12 protein-coding genes and 1 pseudogene are annotated in these 20,536 nt (G+C 54.7%); 6 read left to right on the top strand and 7 right to left on the bottom strand.

Going from position 1 to position 20,536, the window contains the following annotated elements; translation table 11 throughout:
• Positions 1–57 precede the first annotated feature (57 nt).
• Positions 58–978, top strand: a pseudogene (locus tag PKY88_01070) (beta galactosidase jelly roll domain-containing protein).
• Positions 979–1,091: 113 nt separating this feature from the next.
• Positions 1,092–2,378: a glycoside hydrolase family 2 TIM barrel-domain containing protein gene (locus tag PKY88_01065; protein HOQ03791.1), complete on the top strand. Its 1,287-nt coding sequence runs from the start codon at positions 1,092–1,094 to the stop codon at positions 2,376–2,378.
• On the opposite strand, the gene nuoB is transcribed toward PKY88_01065, so the two are convergent.
• Genes nuoB through PKY88_01030 form a run of 7 tightly spaced genes read right to left on the bottom strand, consistent with a single transcriptional unit; the run spans position 2,375 to position 10,406 of the window.
• Positions 2,375–3,130: an NADH-quinone oxidoreductase subunit NuoB gene (gene nuoB / locus PKY88_01060; protein ID HOQ03790.1), complete on the bottom strand. Its 756-nt coding sequence runs from the start codon at positions 3,128–3,130 to the stop codon at positions 2,375–2,377. The genes PKY88_01065 and nuoB overlap by 4 nt on opposite strands.
• Before the next feature lie 12 nt (positions 3,131–3,142).
• Positions 3,143–4,666 carry an NADH-quinone oxidoreductase subunit C gene (locus PKY88_01055; protein HOQ03789.1) on the bottom strand — a complete coding sequence of 508 codons (1,524 nt, stop codon included), beginning with the start codon at positions 4,664–4,666 and terminating at the stop codon, positions 3,143–3,145.
• 1 nt (position 4,667) lies between these two features.
• Positions 4,668–6,143, bottom strand: coding sequence for a proton-conducting transporter membrane subunit (locus PKY88_01050; GenBank protein HOQ03788.1), 1,476 nt, complete (start codon positions 6,141–6,143; stop codon positions 4,668–4,670).
• A 4-nt stretch (positions 6,144–6,147) separates the two neighbouring features.
• Positions 6,148–6,792, bottom strand: a complete 645-nt coding sequence (locus tag PKY88_01045; GenBank protein ID HOQ03787.1) for a hypothetical protein — start codon at positions 6,790–6,792, stop codon at positions 6,148–6,150.
• A complete protein-coding gene (locus PKY88_01040; protein HOQ03786.1) occupies positions 6,789–7,712 on the bottom strand; it encodes an NADH-quinone oxidoreductase subunit H in 924 nt (307 codons plus the stop codon). Before PKY88_01040 ends, PKY88_01045 begins: the two co-directional genes overlap by 4 nt.
• Position 7,713: 1 nt before the next feature.
• On the bottom strand, positions 7,714–9,693 hold the full coding sequence (locus tag PKY88_01035) for a proton-conducting transporter membrane subunit (GenBank protein HOQ03785.1): 1,980 nt from the start codon (positions 9,691–9,693) through the stop codon (positions 7,714–7,716).
• Positions 9,690–10,406 (bottom strand): PTS sugar transporter subunit IIA, encoded by a 717-nt coding sequence (locus tag PKY88_01030; protein HOQ03784.1) that lies wholly within the window; start codon positions 10,404–10,406, stop codon positions 9,690–9,692. The genes PKY88_01035 and PKY88_01030 overlap by 4 nt, the downstream gene beginning before the upstream one ends.
• Before the next feature lie 309 nt (positions 10,407–10,715).
• Here PKY88_01030 and PKY88_01025 point away from each other — a divergent pair, with 309 nt between their 5' ends.
• The 4 genes from PKY88_01025 to PKY88_01010 all read left to right on the top strand — a co-directional run bounded on the left by PKY88_01025 (position 10,716) and on the right by PKY88_01010 (position 20,517).
• Complete coding sequence (locus tag PKY88_01025; GenBank protein HOQ03783.1) at positions 10,716–12,977, top strand: hypothetical protein; 2,262 nt, start codon at positions 10,716–10,718, stop codon at positions 12,975–12,977.
• A 110-nt stretch (positions 12,978–13,087) separates the two neighbouring features.
• Positions 13,088–15,544: a glycoside hydrolase family 88 protein gene (locus PKY88_01020; protein HOQ03782.1), complete on the top strand. Its 2,457-nt coding sequence runs from the start codon at positions 13,088–13,090 to the stop codon at positions 15,542–15,544.
• 24 nt (positions 15,545–15,568) lie between these two features.
• On the top strand, positions 15,569–17,140 hold the full coding sequence (locus PKY88_01015; GenBank protein HOQ03781.1) for a family 16 glycosylhydrolase: 1,572 nt from the start codon (positions 15,569–15,571) through the stop codon (positions 17,138–17,140).
• Between the two features lie 23 nt (positions 17,141–17,163).
• Positions 17,164–20,517 carry a glycoside hydrolase family 2 TIM barrel-domain containing protein gene (locus PKY88_01010; GenBank protein ID HOQ03780.1) on the top strand — a complete coding sequence of 1,118 codons (3,354 nt, stop codon included), beginning with the start codon at positions 17,164–17,166 and terminating at the stop codon, positions 20,515–20,517.
• The last annotated feature ends 19 nt before the right edge of the window (positions 20,518–20,536 follow it).

The raw sequence follows: 20,536 nt of genomic DNA, 5'->3' as shown, positions 1-20,536 counted from the left end.
AGCGGTCAGGCGGAGTTTGACGCCCGGTTCGATTTGGACCGCGATGGGCAGGTCGGGATGGGGGATTTGGCGGTGTTTGCTTTTCAGTGGCTCCAGGAGCCGGCGGATGTTTATTACGTTCCCATTTCAACCCGACGGCAGAAAGTGTCCTTCAATCTCGGCTGGAAATTTTATAAAGGGAGCATTTCGGGCGATGCGGCCTCTGCTCCTTCCTATGATGACAGCAGCTGGGTCTCCGTGCGTCTGCCGCACAATCCGCCCATCAGCGGCCAGACAGGTCCGGACCCGCTGCGTCCGGCCTGGCCGAACTACAGCTATGAGGGGGTCAGCTGGTATCGTAAGCGGTTTTCGATAGACCCTGCGGCGGCGGACGGCAAGGTCTTCCTTGAATTTGAAGGGGCCAATACCGTTACGGATGTCTGGATTAACGGCACAAAACTGACCACCCATTACGGCGGGTATCTGCCGTTTCTGTATGACCTCAGCGGCTGTCTGATTTACGGCGGAGAGAATGTCATCGCCGTTAAGGTGGACAATACGGACAATCCGGATGTGCCGATCGGCAATGCCGACTGGTTTAACTGGGGCGGGCTGTATCGGGATGTGTGGCTGCATTATATGGACAAGCTTTATGTGACGGATGCCGTCTATGCCAATACGCCGGCCGGCGGCGGAATTTTTGTGACGTATCCGTCCGTCAGCAGCTCCTCGGCCCAGGTGCAGGTCAAAACCCAGGTGAAAAATGACTACGGAGCCGCACGGAGCTGTACGGTTCGAACGTATCTTGCGGACAAACAGCAGCGAATTGTTGCCCAAGCCGCCTCTTCCCAGACCATAGCCGCCGGAGCGGCCTTCACGTTTACACAGACAATGACCGTCCAGCAGCCGAATTTGTGGCATCCGCACCGTCCGTATCTCTACACGCTCTATACGGAAGTGTTTGACGGGGAGCGTCCGGCGGACTGGCAGAAGACGCGAATCGGCGTCCGCAGCATTTCGTTCAGCAAGGCCGACGGCTTTCGAATTAACGGCCAGCCGTTTAAGTTCCGGGGGCCAACCGGCTGCAGGATTATCCGTTTGTCGGGTATGCGATGGGCAATGTCGGGCACCGGCGCGATGCCCTCAAGATTAAGGAAGCGGGGTTTGACTATATCCGCACGGCGCATTATCCGCAGGACCCGGCGTTTATGGACGCCTGCGATGAACTGGGGATTTTGGTGATGAATGCGATTCCGGGCTTTCAGTACATTGGGGGCACGACATTCCGCAATCATTCCTATCAGATGATGCGGGAGGTGATTCGGCGGGACCGCAATCGGCCTTCGGTGATTGCCTGGGAGCTGTCGCTCAACGAGACGGATTTCAACTCGACCTATGCTTCGACCGCTGTGAATATCGGACGGGCGGAGTACCCGGGGGCGTATATCAGCGGCTGGCTGTATGACTGGATTTACGATATTTTTATTGCCACTCCCACGGCCGGGGCGCGGACCTACAGCAGTTCCAAGCCCCTGATTATCAGCGAATACGGCCACTGGGAATACGGCGGCGACGGCTGTGCCAGCGATGTGCGGAGAGGGTCTGTGGGGGATAAATATGCCTACGGCGAAACGGCGATGCTGGCGCAGGTCGTCAATCATATGGACGGCTACAGCCAGAATCTCGGAATGACTTACCTGTGCGGCGACGGGCTGTGGGCGGGTATCGATTACGGGCCGTATCCGTCCGGCGTGCTGGATATCTATCGGCTGCCGAAGTTTTCGTACTATTTCTGGAGGAGCCAGCGGGATCCCGATGTGCAAATCGAGGGGGTTGACGGCGGGCCGATGGTCTTTATCGCCAATCACTGGCGGTCTTCTTCGCCGACGACGGTCACGGTGTACAGCAATTGTCAGCGAGTGCGGCTGTTTCTGAATGATGTTCTGATAGACGAGCGGTCTCCGGATACAGGGACGAATCTGCCGCATCCGCCGTTTACCTTCAGCGGGCTGACGTGGAGTTCGGGCGTCCTGCGGGCCGAGGGGCTCATCGATGGACAGGTGGTCGCCCAGCATCAGGTCCGAACCCCCGGTGCAGCCCGGTCTTTGTCGCCGGCCTTTGATACGACGGATGTGCCGGCGAATGGTTCGGAGCTGGTGTTTGTCTATGTTTCCATTTTGGATGCCAATGGAACACTGGTTCCGACAGCGTCGAGTACCATGGTTACGCTGTCCGTCTCCGGGCCGGCGGAGCTGGTTTCACCGGCTGCGGTCAAATCCGAGGCGGGGATTGCAACCGGCCTGATTCGGGTTCTCGAAACGCCGGGGCTGATTACCGTGACGGCTTCCGCATCGGGCCTGACATCCGGCAGTGCTTCGTTTACCAGCCGTGCGGATTAGTCAATTCGGCCCAACAGCCGAAGCAGACCGTCCAGAATTGTAATCGGATGAGGCGGGCAGCCGGGGATATACAAATCCACGGGGACAATCCCGTCAGCGCCGTTGTGCACTTCGGGATGTCCGGCAAAGGGGCCGCCGGAAATTGCGCAGGAGCCGACGGCAATCACAAGTTTCGGAGCCGGCACGGCCTGATAGGTTTTCTCGAGAGCCAGCTTCATATTTTCCGGCACCGGACCTGTAATCAGCAGGCCGTCTGCGTGCCGCGGCGAGGCCACAAACTGAATGCCGAAGCGGCTCAAGTCGAAAACGACGGTCGTCAGCACATTTGTATCTGCCTCGCAGGCGTTGCAGCCGCCTGCGGAAACCTGCCGGAGTTTCAGGGAGCGGCCGAAGAGCCGTTTCAGCTCTTTTCCCAATGTTTCAGCTCGTTTGTATTCTTCTCCTTTTAAAAGCAGGTCAGCTTTTGTCGAGGCTGCCAGCCGATAATCCCGCGAGAATCGAATTACTCCGGAAGGACATTTCTCCGCACATCGTCCGCAGAAGAGGCATCGGCCCATGTCCAGTGCCACAGTGTCCTTTTTCTGAACGGCACTGGTGGGGCAGACCTCAATACAGCGCCGGCAGTCTGCGGAACATCGCTGGGGAAAGAGCTCCGGGCGTCCGAGAAAATCCGGAGGCAATGTCGGTTCGGTTTTCGGGAAACCGACGGTTCGGTGTTTCTGCTGAAGGCGGGCCAGAAGGGCACGAATCATCCGTTTATCCTCTTACAAGTCATGTCCGCAGTAGGACAAATTAAAACTTTTATTGCACAGCGGGAAATCGGAAATCTGCTGGCCGCGAAGGGCCATCGCCAGCCCCGTCCAGTTATGGAAAGACGGGTCTATAATTTTGTAGAAGGCCAGGCGTCCTTGGGCGTCTGTCGCGGCGGCGTGGCAAATCTCTCCCCGCCATCCCTCCGTCAGACTTACGCAGAAGCGGTTGGGAGCGGCGCCGTTCCAATCGGTTTGAATGGGACCGCCGGGGCAGTTTTCCAGCAGTTCCAGCAGAAAGGCCAGCGACCGCTGAATCTCAAGCCAGCGGACGTAGGCCCGGGCGAATACATCGCCTGTATGCCAGGTGGACACAGGCACTTGGGCGAATTGGTATACGCCGGCGGGAAAGCGGAATCGCACATCCGTTTCGATGCCGCAGGCCCGTGCTGCCACGCCGACCAGCCCCAGCTGCCGGCAGGTTTGTTCATCAATCTTGCCTGTTTCTTCAAATCGGGCCAGTACCGATGGGGTGTTCCACAGCAGTTCCACGGCGACCGTGACGTCTTTTTTCAGTTGCCGAAGGCGGCGGCGCATCTGGTCCGTTTTCTCGGCGGTTAAATCAAACCGCACGCCGCCCGGGCAGAGAAGATTTCGCCCGAATCGATTGCCGCACAGCAGGGCGGTCAGATTCAGAAAATCGCCGCGGATGCGTCCGCAGAACGAGGCGGTCGGCAGATATCCGACATCATTGGCCAGCGCCCCGAGATCGCCGGTGTGATTGGCCAGCCGTTCCAGTTCAAGGGCAATGCCGCGAATGGCCTGAGCACGCGGAGGCGCCTGGATATCCGCCATCGATTCAAGCAGCTGACAGTACGCGGTGGTATGGCCGATGGTGGTATCTCCGGCAGCCGTCTGAATCAAGGCATAGGTGCGGGGGGTCGGGACGCCGATGAGACGGCGTTCAATGCCGCGGTGCTGATAGCCCAGGGAAATCTCAAGATGGGAAACATGCTCTCCCAAACATTGAAACCGAAAATGCCCCGGCTCAATAATTCCGGCATGAACCGGACCGACGGCCACTTCGTGAATCTGTTCCCCCTCGAGCCGATAAAAGTTCATAACGGAAGGCAGGATGCTTGGGTTGTTTTGCTGTTTCCAGATCTCCTTTCCGCTTCGATAGCAGGGATGAAACCGGACGGGCTTGAGCCAGGGGTGCCCTTGGGGAAGGATGCCCCATTGTTCAGCAATTTCCCGTTCGAACAGGTGCACCTGCGGGCAGTCCGGCGTCAGCGATGGATATTTGTCTTGAGCCGCAGCGGACAGAACCGTCAGCCGTCCGGTATTCTCATCGGCAATCACGGCATACAAGCACACCAAATGAGGACCAGATAGGGCGGCGAAGAACGAGGCAATCCGCATTCCGACCGCCGCGGCGTTTCGCACCGCGTTGGTGAATTCTTCCAGAGAAACCACCGGTATCTGTGCGGCTTCCAGCGGCTGATTATTGTAAAACCACAAACGAGACAAGGCAGCCATATCACAATTCTCCGAAAGCAGCAGCTGCCTCGTGAAGCAGGCGGTTTACCGCAGGGGGCACGTACAGTCCGAGCAGCAGTGTCAAAGTCCCTAAAGCCAGCGGCGGCAGCACATGCGTAAAAGACTCGGGATGAGACGTTTCCGTCGTTTCACGGGGAACCGGCCCCTGAGCCATTTTCAAAAATGCCGAAGCCATGCCGGCAAAAATCAGGGTCAGAACTCCCAGAAAGGCCGCGGCGATGCCGAACCGGCCCTGTTCAATCATGGCTTTTATGATAGCAAACTCGCTCAGGAAAAGTCCAAACGGAGGCATCCCGGTGATCGCCAGAAAGCCGGCAAGCCAGAGGATTCCCGTCAAAGGCAGCCGCTCCAGAACCCCGCTGACCTGCGAAATGGTTTTGGTTTTAAAGGCGCCGAGGATATTTCCGGCGGCCAAAAACAGCATGGCTTTGGTGAGCGAATGGTTGACGGCGTGAAACATCGAACCAAAAACGGCTCCGGCTCCGATTCCGATGCCCAATGCCAGAATCCCCACATGTTCGACACTCGAATAGGCCAGCATTCGTTTGAAATCCCTCTGTCCGAGGATAAACACGGCGGCCCATCCCATCGAAAGCAGGCCGAATAAAATCAGAAGCGGCTGATAAAAATCTTCTAATCCTGCTGCCCGGCAGACCTGAACAAGCCGCAATATCCCCAAAAAGGCACAATTGAGCAGAGCTCCGGAAAGCAGGGCGGAAATTACCGAAGGCGATTCGCTGTGAGCGTCCGGCAGCCAGGTATGCAGAGGGGCCAGCCCCATTTTCGTCCCATATCCCACCAGCGTCAGCAGCATCGCAGCTTTCAGCCAGGTCAGGTTCAGCCGGCTTCCCTGATGAATCAGATTGCTCAGGACCAGAGATTTGTCTTCCACGGAGGAGTGAGAAACGGCAATGCCGATAAAGAATGTACCCAGAAGAGCCAGGGCGATGCCGACAGAGCAGATCAAAAGGTATTTCCAGGCGGCTTCCAGGGACCGGTGGTGTCGATGAAAATAAATCAGCGGGGCGCTGGCCAGCGTGGTGGCTTCCATGGCCACCCACAGCAGAGCCAGATGCTGGCTGAGTGCCGTTAGAGTCATTGTGGCTAAAAATGCCAGGAGGCAGGCGGAAAAGACGGCTTCCGGAGCGTTACGGAAGAACAAACCCTCTTCAAAATCCTGGATGGTTTGGCCGGATTCCCCGGCCAGATAGCCGGCGGCATAGACCGAACAGGCGGAAAACAGAATGCTCGTAATGGTCAGGAATAAAAGAGCGGGCTGATCCAATACAAGCCATCCGCTGCACTGAGGTGCAGCTCCCGTGTGCCAGGCCGCCAGCACCAGCAGCGTATGGACGGCCGCCGCCCCGACGAGAAGGCCGCGTCGGAGCCTGTCATTTTGAATCATCAGCGACAAAACCGCCGCCGCAGCAGGGATGAAAATCATCGCATAAATCATATGTTCAGGTCCTCAGGCCGGATAATTTATCCGTGTCAATGTGTTCAAACTCCCGGTTGATATGAAAGACGGCAATGCCCATCACAAAGGCCGCTGCAAACAAGTCCAGCAGGATTCCCAATTCTATCAGAACCGGCTGATTTTCCGACAGGGCTGCGCCGAAGGCGTAAATGCCGTTTTCCAGAACCAGATAGCCCAGCACCTGCGTGAGGGCCTTTTTGCGGGCAATAATCAGAAAGAATCCGGACATAATGGTAAAAAAGGCCGAAGGAACAATCAGACCGGACTGCATCGAGACCGGCAGCGGAAGGCGGCTGCCCAGCCACAGCGAAACAATTAAAAAGACTGTGCCTAACGCAAGGGAACTGCCGTATCCGATAAACGGCTCAATCTCCCGCTGAACCTGAATTTCCCGAAGGACAACCGTCAGAAGCCAGGGAAAAACAATTCCTTTCAGGCCAATCAGAAGAGCAGAGAAGAACAGCTGATGCGCCGCCGGCCCTGATTCGACCAGAAAGAGCGGAAGCAGTCCGAGTGCAACTCCCTGAAGGGCGGCTACGCGGATACAGGTGCCCATACGGCTTAATCCGAGCAGAGCAAGATTCGAAAGAATCAGGAAAATCAGAATCAGGTCAACGGCCGAGTTCATAGCAAACCTCCGCAAACGAGCATCAGGGTGACGATGGAAAGAGCGGCGGCGCCGATTAAAAGCGAGGGAACGTGGAGCAGACGAAGACGAGCCATAGAGGATTCCACAACGCCGACCAGAACAGCCAGCAGAGCCAGAAACAGCAGGGCGGCCGTTGTATCCAGCCACACATTTCCGGTGTGGACCGGAACCAGAATGCCCGCCAGAACAGCCCCCAGAAGCCACAGCTTCAGGGCGGCGGTGTACAGAATCATTCCTAAGTCCGGTCCGCCGTGGTCGAGCACCATCACTTCGTGTATCATCGTCAGCTCCAGATGCGTGTTGGGGTCATCGACCGGGATTCGGCAGTTTTCTGACAGAAAGACAATGCCTATAGAGATGCCGACCAGAACGAGGGTAGGGCCTGCGGCAGGCCAGTCAGCCAGGTCGAGGGAAGAAAAAATTTGTGAAAGAGAGGTATGTCCTGTGTATTTTGCAACGGCTGCCAGACCCAGCAGAAAGGCCGGTTCGGCCAGGGCGGAAAAGGTAACTTCCCGGGCAGCACCCATTCCCTCGAAACTGGACCCGGTATCCAGGGCGCTGATCACCAGAAAGAACCGCAGGAGAGCGAACAGATAGACAAAGACAATTAAATCTCCTTCAAAAGCCAGCACAGCAGGCAGCCCACCCAGAGGCATCAGTAAAGCGGCGGCCGCCGCAGAGGCCAGACCGACGACGGGACCGGCTCGAAAAACCCAGCCGGCGGTTTGACTGTACACGGCCCCTTTTTGGAACAACTTGAACAAATCGTAATACGGCTGAAAAACGGAAGGCCCCTTTCGGCCGGCAAAAAAGGCTTTGGTCCGGTTGATGATTCCCCCCAAGAAGGGGGCGGCGGCCAAACACAGCAGCAGGTTGATGAGTTTTCCCAGAATCAGCATGCTACATCAGTTTCCATATCAGAAGAATCCAAAGGGCTAACGCAATATACAGGATGTAAACCTGAAGCCGACCGTGCTGGAGCCACTGGAGTTTGGCCGACAGGCGTACAATCTGTCTGGCTGCCGGTCGGAAAAGGTGCTTTTCACAGATGTCATCTGTTTCTTCGCTGTATTGTCCGCTGTTCGGAAAGAGTCCTGTTGGAGGGGTGACATTTTTGCGGGTCGGCAGCAGCCGGCCGAATAAGTCAGCCAGAAATTGGGTAAAAGAGGTTCCGGTGTACTGCATCCTTGAATCCGGCTGAGCATAGCCGCAGTCCCAGGTAACGGCACTCTCCACCTGCCGCCCGCGCAGCAGACGGATTCGCACCAGAAACAGACCCCCTGCCAAAAGACCGAAAAGAACGGCGATTTTTACAATTTGGGATAAGATGGAGGAGGCCTGAACCAGTTCGATTTGAATTGTTTCGCCGGCCAGGCCTGTGATAGAAAGGAGCACCGGTCGCAGAACGTAAATCAAACGGGGAGAAAAAAGTCCCAGCAGCAGACAAAGCATAGCCAGAATAAGAAATGAGGTTTTCATCAGAGGACCGGCTTCATGTGCGTACTGCGCAGAGACACTTCGCGGGTTTCCTAAGAAAATGATGCCGAAGGCTTTGGTAAAAGCGGCCAGAGCCAGACCCCCAATCAGGGCCAGTCCTCCGACAGTCAGCAGCACGGCAATGACGGTTTCCAGTCCGCTGTTCATTCCTTTTTTGAAGAGGCCCAGATAGATGAGGAATTCACTGAAAAATCCGTTCAGGGGCGGGATGCCCGGAACCGCGATCGCCCCAATTAGAAAGGCAGCAGCCGTCCAGGGCATCTGTTTCATCAGACCGCCGAGCCGGTCTATCTGTCCGGTTCCGGTACTGTGAAGGACAGAGCCGGCACTGAGAAAGAGAAGTCCTTTGAAAAACGCATGGTTCAGCACATGAAGCAGCCCTCCGGCTATCCCGAGCACAGCCAGGGCTGCATTGTTCTGATGGATGCCCAGGAGACCTGTTCCAAGCCCAAGAGCGATGATGCCGATGTTTTCTACGCTGCAATAGGCCAGCAGCCGTTTGATATCCTGCTGAGTTGCTGCAAAGAGGGCTCCCAAAAGGCCGGAAACCGCTCCGAGGATAATTAGCGTCCAGCCCCACCAGGCGGGCGGAATGCCAAGCAGACAGATGGTTCGAACCAGCCCGTAAATGCCTGTTTTAATCATTACACCGCTCATAACGGCCGAGACGTGGCTTGGAGCGGCCGGATGAGCATGGGGCAGCCAGATATGGAGCGGCATAAAGCCGGCCTTGATGCCGAACCCAATTACTGCCAGAACAAACAGAATATCGGCCGCCGCCGAGGGGATTTTGGGGACAGCCGCAAAGTCGGTAGAACCGGTACGGCTGCCCAGTAAAACAAAAAAGACAATCAGAAAAGCCGTTCCGATATGGGCTGCAAGCAGATAAAGAAAGCCTGCCTGACGAACCGCGGGTCTGTTGTGTTCAAAGGTAACCAGAAAGAAGGAGGCCAGCGTCATGAGTTCCCAGGCAATCAGGAAAAGCAGACTGTTTCGGGCCGAAACCACCAGGAGCATAGAGACAAGAAGAAGGTTGTAAAAAAACCAGACTGGCCCGAGATTCCGCTGGGATTGATAAGCCCTCAAATACTCCATTCCGTACACAGCGGCCAAAGCACACAGCACCAGAATCGGCAGCAGAAAGAAGGCAGAGAGTGAGTCAATTTGAATATAGAAGGCCCCAAAAGGAATTGACCATTCTGTCCGCAGAGACAGAACATCGCTCCCCAAAAGGACTTGCAGCGGGGTAATGCATGCAAGGGCGGAGCCGATTACGGCTCCTATACCGCCTGCACGCGGTGCCCAATTGCCTTTGCGGCCAAAGAAAAGGGAGGATACACCGCTTAGAAGAATGATGGCTGCACCGGCAATGAAAAAACTCATTCGGCTCTTCCTTCTGTCTGTGTTTGACAAGCAGAGTGCTGCATCAGGCCCGATTCAATCCGGACGATTTCTGTATAGATGCGTTCTCGGGTGGCTTGATTGGCCAAAACGGTCTTAATGTCTCGGTCTCGAAGGACATAGGCCAGACGAGACAAAAGAGAAAGGTGGCATTTGACGGTTGGGCTGACGAGGGTAAACAGGCAAAAGACGGGCTTGCCGTCCAACGCATGAAAATCAATAGGTGATTCGAGAAAACAAAGGGAGACGATCGGTTCGTCAATATGGAGAACGATTGGATTTCGGACATGTGGTATCGCGATTCCATCGCCTATGGCAGTTGACGCCATTGCTTCGCGGGCAAGAATCATTTGAAGAAGATATTCCCGGTCCACTGACTCCGGCAACTTCATCAAGTTAATTACATTCCGAAGAACGTCTTCTTTTGTTTGTCCATCAATTCGATAATAGATTCCGCCTCTCCGCAGAGCGGATTCGAGTGAAATGTCTGTTTTATCTCGATTTTCTGTGTCCTGAAACAATTCTGGCGAAAAATTCATCTGACGAGAGGTTACCCATTCGAGAAGTTCTGCGCGGTTGAATCGATATTGGTTTCCTATTTTATAGGCAGGGAGTTTTCCTTCAGACAGCCATCTGTAAACGGTTTTTTCGTTTACCTTGAGCAAGTTTGCAACATCTTTGACACTAAGCTGCATATTTCCTCAAAATTCCAAAGATTAAGACAATCGAGAATATAAAGTACACAAATTAGGACATTTTTCAACAATTATTTTTGGGGATGATGAATGGAATCTCTCTAATTCTATGACTCAAAAGGAGTTAAGTAAGATTTATACGTTGTTTTTTGAAACTTTATAAAAAAAGCGTGATTTTAGGTAAAAAAGGGAATCCGGCGGATAGAAATATCTGGATGAGTTTAAGAGAAGAGAATCTCTACGCAAGAAAAGCCGAATAGGATAGGCGAGGAGATGATCAGTTTTATAAAAAGTGGAAAGGAGAATAAAATGAGAAGAATTCTGCTGGTTTTATCATTTTTTATTGCAGCCGGTCTCGGCTCGGCTGTCACGATTGATGATTTCGAAAGTTATCAATTTGGCCCTGTTGATAATGTCACAACGAACTGGAAAGCGAATACAACCGATAACGATGCCATTATCGAACTGGACCCGGAGAATGCCGACAATAAGGTGATGAGTCTTTCTCAGGCTCCTACCCAACAATCGGCCGCTTATTGTATCCTTTCATCCGAGGCCTCGATTCCTGAGGGGGAAACCAAGACGCTTTTCCTACGGTTTCGGACGAATGGAACTACAGATGAATCCTTTGGAATGACCAATGTGGATGTGCCGCCGGTCGGCGGCTCGGATTGGGGATATTTCCGTCCTCAAATTCGATGGACGAACGGCATCTTGGGGGTGCGTGACGGCAGTACCTGGAGAGACTTGAAGTCGATCAGCGCCAATAAGTGGTATTGTGTGTGGATGGTCATCAACAATGCCACGGATACGGTTAAGGTTTATTTGAAAGAAGATATCGCAGATGCGACGGCCGCTGATATTCTGTCAGTCGGGACCCAAACAACCTTTGCTTTCCGTGTGGCTACTACAGAGGCTCTCGACAGGCTTTACTGGAGAGCCCAAAGCAATAATGCGGCGCTGAAGGTTTTTGTGGATGATATTGCAATTATGCCGGGCGAGTCACTTGTTGTGCCGCCGGTTGCCAAACAGCGGGCTCATTTCCCGACTCCGGCCAATGGAGCAACACTGGTTGGGGTGCCCAGCGGTGTCGGGCAGGTGGATTTGGTGCTCACGTGGAAGGCCGGTGTGGACTTGACCGGCACCTATCCGGTCAATCCGGCCGTCAAGAAGCATTACGTGTATATCTCGAAAGACCAGACGGTTTATCCGAATGACCCCAATCTCTATTATGTCGGCAGTGTGGACCAAACCAGCCCCTCTGTTACGGATGCGCAATATACCCCAAGCCCGAAGCTCAACTCCGGCGGGAAGTATTTTTGGATGATTGAGGAGGGATTGGACAACGGCCAGGGCGGCGTGTATGCTCCCGGGGACCCCAATAATCTGATTGGATATACCTGGAGTTTTGAGACGGTTCCGAGCGTTCCGGTGATTCTGACCCAGCCAACCAATAAGACGGTTATGCTCGGTGCGACAGCCTCCCCGGCCTTTACAGTGAGCGTCGTTTCCACGACACCGGAACATTACCAGTGGTATTATTCCGCGGATGACCAGATTGGCGGAGATACAATGGTTGGAACCGATTCGCCGAATTTGACCATTGCCAATGCTTCTGTAGCGGATCAGGGCTACTACTACGTGCGGATTTGGAACAATGCGACGGCCTCCGGCGGCGGTACCAATCCGGATGTGTACAGCAGTGTTGTCTGGCTGAAGGTCGGGCGGATGGTAGCTCAGTATCAGTTCGAGAACAACTTCAATGATGCTGTGGAAAGCAATCACGGTGTCGGGATGAACTTTAATAATCCCAGTCTGCTGCCGACGTTCAGCAATGTCGACGGAATTGACGGCTACTATGTTCTGCTGGACGGTGCCGGTCAGTATGTGGATTTCGGGGCCAACGCCTATCCGAAAGCCGGCCCCCTGACAAATGGTCTGGGCGGCGGCCTGGATGAGGGCTCCATCCTCTGCTGGGTCAAGCCGACGGCGGCCGGAACAATCTGGCTGAACTACAATGATGGAGCCACAACTGGTCTCGGTTTCTCTCTGAATGCGGCTCAGAATGCCCGGCTGAATGTCCGCGGTGAAGGTCCGGCGGGTGAATATCAGGAAATTGCGACAGCCGAAGGGCGTCCGAACCGTCCGGAATTCGGGATGTACAACGGGCAGTGGCATTTGGTCGGCGCTACCTGGTCGCAGGGCGGCACGCTGCGGATTTATGTGGACGGCCAGCAGGTGGCTTCTGCAGCAGCCGGCACATCCGCTCGTTTCCTGCCCTGGCAGCGAGGCGTCTTGCTGGGGGCCAGCCGGGATTCGTCCAACCGCGACAACCTGCTGAACTTCCTGGCCGGTGCAGTGGACAATCTGCGGGTGTACAACTATGTGGTCGATGCCGATTCGATTGCAGCCGAGTATTATAACACGACCGGCATCAAGCCCTGTATCAATACATCGTTTGAGGGCAGTGCTTATAACTTCGACAACACCGGCACATCGTACTGTCGGGTTGATTTGGCGGACTTTGCCGCTTTTGCCCGCAACTGGCTGGCCGAGGGGCTGTATCCCTAACCGTCAGTTGTGAAAGGGATTTTGTAAACAGTGAACCGGAGTCCGTTTTTATCAGAAGGACTCCGGTTCTTTCTTAATTGTTTATTCTCTTGCGGGGGTGATTTGAACTGATGAGCTTCGTGAGAATTGCACACAGAGTGTTTCCTGCTGTTTTTCTTTTTACCGCTGTTTACGCCGAAGGTCCCCAAATTCGGCCCGCCTCCCAATTGTCCAACCCCTATATAGAGTGGATGAAGAAAGTCGCCGACTGGCAGCTGACCCAAAGCACCTGGAACAGTTCCGTCAGCTGGGAACGCGGGGCTTTGTTCGCCGGAATGATGGCCTGTTATGAGGCCACGAAAGATGAAAAGTATCTGGACAAAAGCCGTCAGTGGGCCCAGCAGTACAACTGGCGGATGGCCTCGGATTCCCGCCATGCGGATAATCACGCCTGTGCCCAGACCTATCTGGAGTTATATCTGCTGGATGAACCGGACCCGCTCCGGTATGCGCATTTTAAGTCTGTTGCAGATATTATGGTCAGCGACCCGCGACATTTTTACTGCAATGTCGCCTCCGGCAGCAATGTCTGGTGGTGGTGCGATGCCCTGTTTATGGCTCCGCCGGCCTTTGTGCGTCTGGGGCGGATTCTGAACAACCCCTCTTATGCAGATTTGATGCATATGATGTGGGGGGAAACGCAGTCTTGTCTGTATGATGCCGAGGAGCATCTGTTTTTCCGCGACATTACTTATTTTGACGACCGCTACAATGATAAAAAGGTCTTTTGGTCCCGCGGCAACGGCTGGGTATTGGCCGGCACGGCTCGCGTGCTTCAGTATCTGCCCCCCGATGATCCTTATCGCCCCCGGTATATTGCGCTGCTTCAGGAGATGGCGGCCAAACTGATTACGCTTCAGCAGCCGGACGGCTTCTGGCATTCAGACCTGCTCAGCCCGGAACGGTATAACAATCCGGAAAGCAGCGGAACGGGCTTCTTCACCTATGGAATCGCCTGGGGGATTAACAACGGTTTTCTGGATGAGCAGACCTATTGGCCTGCCGTTCAGGCGGGCTGGGAAGCGCTGAAGTCGGCGGTGCAGCCCAGCGGGCTTTTGGGCTGGGTGCAGCCGGTTGGTGCCGGTCCTGCCGCCACCTCTGCGACGACGACGGATGTGTTCGGGGTTGGGGTGTATCTTTTGGCCGGCAGCGAGATTCAAAAGTATGTTCTTCAGAAAGACCCGACGACGATTGATTTGTTTGAGACCTATCAAACAGATGCTCAGCTCAAGACCGTCTGGCAGGACGGCTCGGCCAACGGCACGGCTTCCGAAATTGCATTGGGCAATTTCGGGGATAAATTTCTGCAGCTGACCTACCGCAACGACCGGGCGCCGTATCGTTCAGAGATTCAGAGAGTCTTCGCCGCCCCAAAAGACTTTACCCTGAACGGTTCGGAGTATCTATCGATTCTGGTGCGCGGAAGGGGCGACAATGCCTCGGACTTGGTTTATGTTCGGCTTGAGGATGCACAAGGGCGTTCGGCTGTCCAGACCCTTTCGGCGGATCCAAATGCTGTCCGGACGGCAATGTGGATGGAGCTTGGCTTTCCGTTATCCGGCTTTGAAGGGATTGACCGCACGCAGATTGTGAAACTGGCTGTCGGCATCGGCAATCCGTCTGGTTCCTCTGCCGGCGGACAGGGGACTGTCCGGTTCGACAATGTCCGTCTGATGCCGCTCCAATGCATTGGTGCCGCCGAGGATTTCACCGGCAACTGCGAAGTGGATTTGGAGGATTTGGCCCTGCTGGCGGCTGACTGGATGGAGGATTATGCCGTTACCATCACGCCGTCCAACCCCGGTACGGCCAATCTGCTGGCCTACTGGCCGATGGAGGGAACGTTTCAGGATGTAACGGAGAACGGCTATGACGCCGTGGCGGGGGGCACGCCGGTCTTTGATGCCGGCAAAAGCGGACAGTCGGTTTACTTAAATGGAGCTTCCTATCTGGCCTGTCAGAACAGCGGTTCCATTTCGCTTCAGCAAGGAGGCAGCATCACGGCCTGGGTCAAAAGCGGCGGATTGAGTTTTCCCTGGGCTTCCGTGGTCAGCAAGGGAATCAGTTCCTGGCGGCTGATTCGAAACAATGTCAGCAGTGCGATGTCTTTTCATTTCAATATCGCCGGAGGCGGGGAATATCAGGCCAACGGGACAATTCCTATCCTCGATAATCAATGGCATCATCTGGCGGCGGTCTATGACGGTAGCCGAATCGCTTTGTATGTGGACGGGGTGCTGGATGCATCCTGTCCAACCCCGAATCCGGTGAATGGAACAGCGGACCCGGTCTGGATTGGGGGACGAGTAGACCGTCCTTTTGACCGGAATTGGACCGGATGGATTGATGAGGTTCGCATTTATACGATTCCGTTAACCGAAGAGCATATCCGCTTTTTGGCGGGGCTGGGCCCTTTGCGGATGATTCCGGAACCCCGTCCGGCAGACCTTGTTTTCGACGGTTTGATTGATATGAATGACCTGGCGGCATTTGTGCTCGGCTGGCTGCGCAGCAGTTACTGGCCGTAGCGGTTCAGCATTGAAGGAGATGTTATGCGAAATCTGCTTCTTGCTTTTTTGGTGATTGTCGGAACGGTTCGGCTTCAGGGACAGGCGGACCCGCCGCCCGGTCCGGGCTACAGTTGGAAGTTGGTTTTCAATGATGAATTTAACGGGACATCTCTGGATACTTCCAAGTGGCTCAGTCAGCATCCGTGGACGAGGGATTATAAAGGAGATGCATACAACCGCGATGAGAATATCACCGTGGCCGATGGATGTCTGACCATTACGGCCAAGGCTGAATCCTATGCGGGACATTCGTTTACCTCCGGGGCGATTTCCACCGGCTACAGCAAATTCCGTTTCAAATACGGGTATGCGGAGGTGCGGATGAAGATGCCCGGTGCCCGCGGGTCGTGGGCGAATTTCTGGATGCTTTCCGACGGCTGGCCGCCGGAGTTTGATGTGGTGGAATATCCGCTGGATGATGTAGAAGGCGATAACAATCAGCGGTATCGCTATATCACGAATATTCACTACGGCGACAACCAGTCGAATATGGCCACCCATTGGAAGAGTATGGATCTGTCCTCGGGTTTTCATACCTACGCGATGGACTGGCGCCCATGGTATGTGGCCTATTATTTTGATGATGCCTATGTCCGCAGTCTGAATGATTTTGAACCGTCCAACAATTTCGGCAGTATGTATCTGATTCTGGATTATTATGTGGGCGGAGACTGGGGCGGTCAGGTTTGGCAGCATCCAGACCCGGCGACATGGCCGGCTCCGACCAATCCGCTCGTCCAGCTGAAAATTGACTGGGTGCGGGTCTGGCAGCGCATTCAGGATACCGTCAAAGAGATGATTGGATGCTGGACGCTGGATGAAGTGAGCGGAACGACGGCCTTTGACTCCAGCGGCAAGGGAATGCACGGGACTCTCAGGGGCGGCTTTACTTTTGACAGCGGACGCGTCAATGGCAATCTCGGAACGGCTCTGAAGTTCGACGGGGTGGATGACTATATCGAGCTTCCAGCCGGATTTGATGAGTTTGACAATGGGTTTACCGTTGCCCTGTGGGCCAAGCCGACTGCCGTCAAAAACTATGCCCGCTTTATCGATTTGGGCAATGGGGAGGCGGCCAACAATATTATTTTGGCCCGCTCGGGCACCAGCAATAACCTCTTGTTTAAGGTGTACGGTAAGGATACCTCCGATGGAACGGTTACGGCCGCCAATGCCATCGAGCTGAATCGCTGGCAGTTTTTTGCCGCGACCGTGAACACCTCCGGCGCTGTGAAGATTTACAAAAACGGCCAAGTCATCCAGACGGGCACGACTACCTGGCCGTGGGGGCTGCTGCGGACAAAAAACTACATCGGACGCAGCAACTGGTCGGCGGATGCGTATTATCAGGGGATGATGGATGAAATCCGAATCTATGATTATGCCCTGACGGAGGCGGAAATTCTGGCTTTGTATCAGCAGACCGCCCACTGTATGAATCCGTATCCGGAAGAGATGGATTTGAATTGGGACTGTAGAGTGGATTTAACCGATATTGTCGGGATAATGGATTACTGGCTTTCGGAGGGGCTTTATTCGCCCCCTGTGCAATAAATGCTCAGAAAGGGGAAATGCCGGTGAAAAAAAGATGGCTTTGGGCAGCTGCGGCGGCTGTTAGTCTTTCCGGTTTCTGTTTGGCGGACCGTCTCGAAGTGCCCCTTAATGACTCGTGGCGTTTTTATCGGGCGGATGCTGCCGGAGCGGCCGCACCGGGATTTGACGACTCCTCGTGGTCTGTTGTGACGGTTCCGCATACCTACAATGCCCTCGACGGCCAGGACGGCGGCAGCAATTATTACCGCGGCCCGGCCTGGTACCGCAAACGCCTGACAATTCCCGCCGACTATTCCGGCAGGCGGGTGTATCTGTATTTCGAATCGGTTGGCAAAAAGGCCGATGTCTATTGCAACGGCACGCTGGTTGGGACGCATCTGGGAGCATATGCGGCCTTTTGCTATGACATTACCAATCAGGTGATTTTCGGTGCGGAGAATGTGATTGCCGTGCGGGCGGACAATTCGAGCACGCTGCAGATTGCCCCGCTGTCGGGCGATTTCAACCAGTACGGCGGCATTTGCCGACCGGTGCGGCTGGTGATTACCGAGCCGGTGCATATCACGCTTTTGGATTATGCTTCGCCGGGAGTTTATTTGACCCCGACCAATGTCAGCGCTGCTTCGGCGGATTTGCAGGTGAAAGTGCTGGTGCGGAATGCCGCAGCGGCCGAGCGGACGGTGACGGTGCGGGCGAAGATTTTTGACGCCGCTGGGAATCTTGTCGATACGCTTCAGACGCTCCAGACGATTCCGGCAGAAAGCACACAAACTGCTGTGATGAATACCCCAATCCTCCAGCCCCGTCTGTGGAACGGGCGGGCTGATCCGTATTTGTATTCCGTCCTGACGGAGATTGAAGCGGACGGAGTGATTGCGGATGCCGTCCGCCAGCCCCTCGGATTCCGCTTCTTTCGGGTGGATCCCGATGAAGGGTTCTTTTTGAACGGGCAGTATCTGGACTTGCACGGTGTCGCCATTCACGAAGACCGCACGGACAAGGGACGGGCCATCAGCGATGCAGATCGGCTGGAGGATATGCAGCTGATGGCGGAGATGGGATGCAGCTGGATTCGGCTCAGTCACTACCAGCACGCCCAAAAGGTCTACGAGCTGGCCGATGAGTTCGGGATCATTCTTTCGACGGAAATTCCGATTGTGGACAGCGTGGTTTTTACAAGCGCATTCATTGAAAACTGCAAAGACCAGCTGCGGGAACTGATTCGCCAGAACTACAACCATCCCTCCGTTTGTTTCTGGCTGCTGTATAATGAATTAACAACCAGCGGGTCTGAAACCATTATTCAGCAGCTGCACGATTTGGCCAAGACCGAAGACCCGACGCGTCTGACCTCCGTCGCTCACAATAACACATCCGATACGGCGGCCTGGTCGTATATCACGGATACGCTGGGCTACAATCGGTATTTCGGCTGGTACGGCAGCACGCCTGCTTCTTATATCGCTGTATGGGCGGACAGCATTCATTCCAGCCGCTCGAACGACAAAATCGGGATTATGGAATACGGGGCCGGCGCCAATCCGTATCAGCATGAGGAATACGCCGCCTGGCCTTCCCCCGGCGGACCGTGGCATCCGGAGGAGTATCAGTGCACATTTCACGAAGTCTATTGGAAGGCGATGAAACAACGACCGTTTCTGTGGTGCAAAACCATTTGGAATGGGTTTGACTTTGCCGTGGACAGCCGCAATGAAGGCGGCCAGCCCGGCCTGAACGACAAGGGCATGGTGACCCGCGACCGCACCCTGAAAAAGGATGCCTTTTACTGGTACAAGGCCAACTGGACCACGGAGCCGATGGTGCATATCACCGGCAGGCGGTTTACGCCTCGGACGACCTGTCCGAAATATGTCAAAGTCTATTCCAACTGTGAGTCTGTGGAGCTGTTTGTCAACGGCCGCTCGTACGGTTCCCGCACGAGCAGTGATCATATTTTCCTCTGGGAGGAAACGATTCATCTGAAAGTCGGGGAGAATGAAATTCGGGTGGTGGGGCTCTCCGGCGGTCAGGAGTATGCGGATTCCTGCATCTGGCGGTTCGAGATTGACAATACGCTGCCGGTGGCGGCGGTTTCGGCCAGCCATTATGAGACGGCCAATCCGCCGCAGAATGCCGTGGACGGCAATCTGACAACCCGCTGGGCGGGCAATAATTATCCATGGATTCTGTTTGATTTCGGCTCGCCGCAGCACGTAGAGAAGATTGCAATTGCCTTTTATCTGGGCGAGCAGCGGCGCTATACATTCGGCGCGGAGGCCTCGGATGACCAGAGCACATGGATTCCGCTGATTTCATCGACTCAGAGCAGCGGAACCACACGCGAACTGGAGGAGTTTGATGTTCCGGATACGACGGCCCGCTATATCCGAATCAACGGATACGGCAACACCGGCCCTTATCCGACCTGGACGAGTTTTTATGAAGTCAAGTTCTATACCAACCTGTCGCCGGATTGTGCCTTTTGGCGCTCCGTCAACTGCGGCTATGCGTGCGATTTTGACGGTCCGCAGGGACAGCCCGACTGCCGGGTGGATTTGTATGATTTGCAGGAAATGGCCCGTCAGTGGATGGAGGATTATCGCCAAACTGTTTTTCCGACGGACCCGGGGACAGAACATCTGATTGCCTATTGGCCGATGGAGGGAACGTTTCAGGATGTGACAGGAAACGGCTATGATGCTGTTTCAGGCGGAAGCCCGATTTTTGACAGCGGGCACATAGGGCAATCGCTGTATTTTGACGGCACAGATGATAGGAGTTATCTGAACTGTCAGAACAGTTCAGGACTTCATTTGTCAACAGGGGCGACGGTCTGTGCGTGGGTCAAAAGCAGCGGGATGACAGACCCATGGGCCTCTGTGGTGACCAAAGGAGTCAATGCCTGGCGGCTGATTCGCAATAATGAAACCAATTCGGTATCATTTCATTTCAATCAAGCGGGCGGCGGAGAGTATCAGGCCAATGGGACCACAGCCGTTCTGGATGGGCAATGGCACCATATAGCGGGTGTTTATACCGGAAGCCGGATTCAGTTATATATTGACGGCCGGCTGGAAGCCGAATCCTCGGCAGGGCCGGTGAATACCTCCAGCGACCCGGTTTATATTGGGAGCCGCGTCAATTTCACATCTACGCGGAACTGGATAGGCAATATCGATGATGTGCGGATTTATGATATTGCTCTCACTGAGGCGCAAATTCTTTTCCTGGCACAGGGGCAACCCTATCAGGTGATTCCAAAACCGACCCGTCCAGCCGATTTGACTTTAGACGGGCTAATAGATTTGGATGATTTGGCTCTTTTTGTGCGTCAATGGATGGCCTGTAGCGACCCAGCTAATCCTTTCTGTTTGTAATTTTTCAGGATTTTTCATT

It is taken from the genome of Anaerohalosphaeraceae bacterium, from assembly GCA_035378985.1.
Lineage (GTDB): Bacteria > Planctomycetota > Phycisphaerae > Sedimentisphaerales > Anaerohalosphaeraceae > JAHDQI01.
The sequence above is the reverse complement of the archived record's forward strand: the minus strand, read 5'-3'. Positions and strand labels throughout refer to the sequence as shown.

Coding starts and splice junctions, on each gene's coding strand:
- PKY88_01015 (HOQ03781.1), top strand. CDS start 15,569: ATGCGAAATCTGCTTCTTGCTTTTTTGGTGATTGTCGGAACGGTTCGG.
- PKY88_01065 (HOQ03791.1), top strand. CDS start 1,092: ATGGGCAATGTCGGGCACCGGCGCGATGCCCTCAAGATTAAGGAAGCG.
- PKY88_01055 (HOQ03789.1), bottom strand. CDS start 4,666: ATGGCTGCCTTGTCTCGTTTGTGGTTTTACAATAATCAGCCGCTGGAA.
- PKY88_01025 (HOQ03783.1), top strand. CDS start 10,716: ATGAGAAGAATTCTGCTGGTTTTATCATTTTTTATTGCAGCCGGTCTC.
- PKY88_01030 (HOQ03784.1), bottom strand. CDS start 10,406: ATGCAGCTTAGTGTCAAAGATGTTGCAAACTTGCTCAAGGTAAACGAA.
- PKY88_01045 (HOQ03787.1), bottom strand. CDS start 6,792: ATGAACTCGGCCGTTGACCTGATTCTGATTTTCCTGATTCTTTCGAAT.
- PKY88_01035 (HOQ03785.1), bottom strand. CDS start 9,693: ATGAGTTTTTTCATTGCCGGTGCAGCCATCATTCTTCTAAGCGGTGTA.
- nuoB (HOQ03790.1), bottom strand. CDS start 3,130: ATGATTCGTGCCCTTCTGGCCCGCCTTCAGCAGAAACACCGAACCGTC.
- PKY88_01020 (HOQ03782.1), top strand. CDS start 13,088: ATGAGCTTCGTGAGAATTGCACACAGAGTGTTTCCTGCTGTTTTTCTT.
- PKY88_01050 (HOQ03788.1), bottom strand. CDS start 6,143: ATGATTTATGCGATGATTTTCATCCCTGCTGCGGCGGCGGTTTTGTCG.
- PKY88_01040 (HOQ03786.1), bottom strand. CDS start 7,712: ATGCTGATTCTGGGAAAACTCATCAACCTGCTGCTGTGTTTGGCCGCC.